This window comes from Clostridia bacterium (assembly GCA_036562685.1).
Classification (GTDB): domain Bacteria; phylum Bacillota; class Clostridia; order Christensenellales; family DUVY01; genus DUVY01.
In genome coordinates this window covers 1-3,601 of sequence record DATCJR010000185.1, presented here as the reverse complement: position 1 = coordinate 3,601, position 3,601 = coordinate 1, and the positions used below count along the sequence as shown (strand labels likewise).

At 34.9% G+C, this 3,601-nt stretch carries 4 protein-coding genes and 1 riboswitch; of the genes, 3 read left to right on the top strand and 1 reads right to left on the bottom strand.

The features are described 5' to 3' along the window. Positions 1–156 precede the first annotated feature (156 nt). From deoC to VIL26_08290, 3 genes are all read left to right on the top strand, one after another. Positions 157–1,071, top strand: a complete 915-nt coding sequence (deoC, locus tag VIL26_08300) for a deoxyribose-phosphate aldolase (protein ID HEY8390928.1) — start codon at positions 157–159, stop codon at positions 1,069–1,071. 120 nt (positions 1,072–1,191) lie between these two features. Beyond that, positions 1,192–1,322, top strand: a riboswitch (FMN riboswitch). Between the two features lie 90 nt (positions 1,323–1,412). Continuing rightward, a complete protein-coding gene (locus tag VIL26_08295; protein HEY8390927.1) occupies positions 1,413–2,084 on the top strand; it encodes an ECF transporter S component in 672 nt (223 codons plus the stop codon). Positions 2,085–2,147: 63 nt separating this feature from the next. Further along, positions 2,148–2,504 (top strand): TIGR04076 family protein, encoded by a 357-nt coding sequence (locus tag VIL26_08290; protein ID HEY8390926.1) that lies wholly within the window; start codon positions 2,148–2,150, stop codon positions 2,502–2,504. 8 nt (positions 2,505–2,512) lie between these two features. Here the strand turns inward: VIL26_08290 and VIL26_08285 are convergent. Beyond that, positions 2,513–3,601, bottom strand: a 1,089-nt coding sequence (locus VIL26_08285) for an ABC transporter ATP-binding protein (GenBank protein HEY8390925.1), incomplete at its 5' end; no start/stop codon positions are given.

The following is a 3,601-nucleotide window of genomic DNA, read 5'->3' as shown; positions in this document are numbered from 1 at the left end:
AGTCTGAAGTATCAAAATAATCAAGAAGTTTTAAGATTATATTTAACATATTGTGATAATGTTATCTTTGGTATATAATAAGTAAAATGATATTTGAATACTTGGATATAAAAACACCAATAGTTAAATATCTTATACACTAAGGAGAAAATTTTTATGATAGATTATACAAAAAGCAGAGAAGTTATAGAAATTATTGATTCAACTTTGTTGCGTGCAGATGTAGTTGATGCAGATATAGAAAAATTATGCAATGACGCCAAAGAATATGAGTTTGCGGCAGTTATAGTCAATCCTTTGCATGTAAAAAAGGCAAGAAAGCTTTTGCGCGGTTCTCCTGTTAAAGTAGGTACTGTTATAGCTTTTCCTTTGGGAGAAGAGTTTACCAACGTAAAAGTAGTACAGGTCAAGAAAGCAATAAGAGCAGGTGCACAAGACGTAGATGTGGTAGCACCTATTTCTCAAATAAAACAGGGCAATTGGGAATACATTGCTAAGGAAATCAAAAAGATCAAGAAAGCAGCGCGCGGCAAAACTGTTAAAATGATTATCGAAACGGGACTTTTAACGCGCGAAGAAATAATCAAAATGACCGAACTTTGCGTTCAAGGCGGCATAAGGTTCATAAAGACAGGAACAGGATACCAAAGCCCTGCCGATGCAGAATCAATTAAGTTGATTATACGCACAATCAAAGCTACTCAACGAAGCGAAAGCGCGCTTGGAGTAGATAAAGACCAAAACATTGTTGAGGTAAAAGCAAGCGGAGGTATTAAGACGCTAGAACAGGCTTTGGAATTTTATGATTTGGGCGTAAAAAGAATTGGTACTTCAAGCGCAGCAAAAATCGCAAAACAGGCTAGTCTATATTTCAAAGCCGAAGACGCAGTTGTAGAAGATAAGCCCCAAACATCTCAAGAAAAAAGAGAAGACAGTCAAGATCTAGCTAAAGATTTCCAAAAAGAAGTTGAAGAAGTTACTGAACCAGAAGAATCTGAAGTTCAAAATCAAGAAAATGAACAATCTGAAGCTGTTCAAGATGAAATAAAAGAACCAGATATCCAAGAATAAATTATAGTCTAAAAATCTAGTAAAAAATCATACCAACCCGAGCTCCTTTTTTAAGGAGCTTTTTTATATGTAACTAGTTGCATATATAATGAATATATGTTATTATATATAAAAAATTAATAGTATCTTCAGGGCGGGGTGTAAGTCCCCACCGGCGGTTAAAGTCCGCGACAACAGTCAAGAATTTTTGATTGTTCTGAACAGGTGAAATTCCTGTACCGACGGTAGAGTCCGGATGAAAGAAGAACCATCAATAATAAATAATTAATGGCGCCCTATTCTTTTTGAATAGGGCTTTTCTTTTAAAAAGCTCCACCCTGAAATCACTAAAGGAGTTTTTTATGTCAATAAAAATTCAAAGAAATTCAGATTCTCAAAAGTTAAGTACTGACACAAAAGACGTTAGCATTCAAAATAATGCTTATACTAAAGATAACAAAACAAGAAAAAAAATAGGCTTTCTTAATACTTATAATGTAGCCATTGTTGCCGTAATGACTGCTTTGAGCCTTGTGTTATCAGAATTTCCTAAGATTCCTATATTCTTTTTGGATGTTGAATTTTCTGATGTTCCTATAATTTTTAGCGCATTTTATATACATCCATTGAGCGCGGTATTTATTGCACTTATAAAAAATCTTGTCGGTTTGGCAAGCAGTTCTACTATGTTTGTAGGCGAATTGTCTAATTTCGTATTGTCTTGCCTATATAGCTTGACCGCTTCATGCATGTTTTACAAAACACGCACTAAGCCCAAAATCGTTATTTCAAGCTTGATTGCTATTGTGGTAGTAACAACAGGCGCAATGTTAAGCAATTACTTCGTGATGCTGCCGTTATATATTAGGCTATATGGATTGGGCGCGTTGCAGGGATTAAGCAAATCAGCCTTTATTTTCACAATAATTTTGCCTTTTAACCTTGCAAAATTTGGACTTCAAACAGGAGCATTTTTGGCGCTGTATCTGTCTTTATATAAAGTGTTATATAAGTTCAAGCCTGCAAAAAAATAGTTGTCTTTTTCTGAAATACATATCAATAATTGAAATATAAAACCGTTTTTGAAGGGGAAAATTATGAAAAAATGGTATAACGAAGAATATGAATGGGAAATTGAAGTTGTAGGATTTCTTCGCGGAGATAAGACAGAAGGATATTGCAGAAACGGCGAAGAAGTCGGCGACAAGTACACATGCACTTACGGATGTCCTGTAAACAAAGATGGACAGGGTATTTGTTCTAAAGTGATGCTGACAATGTTTCCGATAATGGAAGCTGTAAGAAGCGGCGGAGATCTTACAAACATCGGGGGAGACAGCAAATACAGTAAGACTATTGTCTGCCCCGATGGATGCGTTATATTTAAGCTTACAGCCAAAAAAACAGGCAATGAAAATTTCTTTAAAGGAAATTTTATAGATTTTGATAGGTAATTATAAATTTATAATTCATCTATTCCTTCAAACTGCATATTGTAATATTTTGCATACAATCCGTTTTGAGCCATTAATTCCTTGTGATTGCCTTTTTCTTTTATGTTGCCTTCGTCAATTACATATATTACATCGGCGTTTCGTATGGTAGAAAGCCGGTGAGCTATAACTATGGTTGTGCGGTTTTTGGCAAGTTCATCTAATGCTTCTTGAATATGTCTTTCGCTTTCGTTGTCTAACGCACTAGTTGCTTCGTCCAAGATTAAAATTCTAGGATTTTTTAGAAAAACTCTGGCTATAGAAATTCTTTGTTTTTGTCCGCCAGATAGTCTGGCTCCTCGTTCGCCAACTCTGGTGTTGTATCCGTCCGGCAAGGACATAATAAAGTCATGGATATTGGCTTTTTTGGCAGCTTCAATAATCTTATCATCATCGGCTTTCGGATCGCCGTAAGAAATATTGTCTTTAATAGTGCCGTTGAAAATATATACATCTTGCTGAACGACACCGATATTATTTCGTAATGACTTTAATTTGAAGTCTTTTATATCTATATCATCTATTGTTATTTTTCCGCTGTTGATGTCATAAAATCTAGGCAAAAGCGAACATATTGTAGTTTTACCGCCGCCAGAAGGACCTACAAATGCAGCAGTTTGTCCCGGTTCTATTGTAAAGCAAACATTATTAAGAACAGGTTCGTTTTGGTTATAAGAAAAATTGACATTTTGATATTGAATTTTTCCGCCCTGAACGGTTATGTCTTTTGCGTGTTTAGTATCATCTATTTCAGGAACGGTTTCTATAATTTCAATATACCGCCTAAAGCCTGAAAATCCTCTTTGGAACATTTCGGTAAAGTTGATAAGCATATCAATCGGACTGATAAAAATACCGATATATAAAAAGTATATTGCAAGGTCAGCAGCACTTAACATTCCCTTATAAACAAAATATCCGCCGCTTATCAAGGTCACTATATAAAGCATGCCTTCCAAAAAAGTATTGACAGCATGATAACTGCCCATATTCTTGTATGAGTCAGACTTAGTTTCAAGAAATTCATTATTGCATATATTAAATTTTTGATTTTCTAA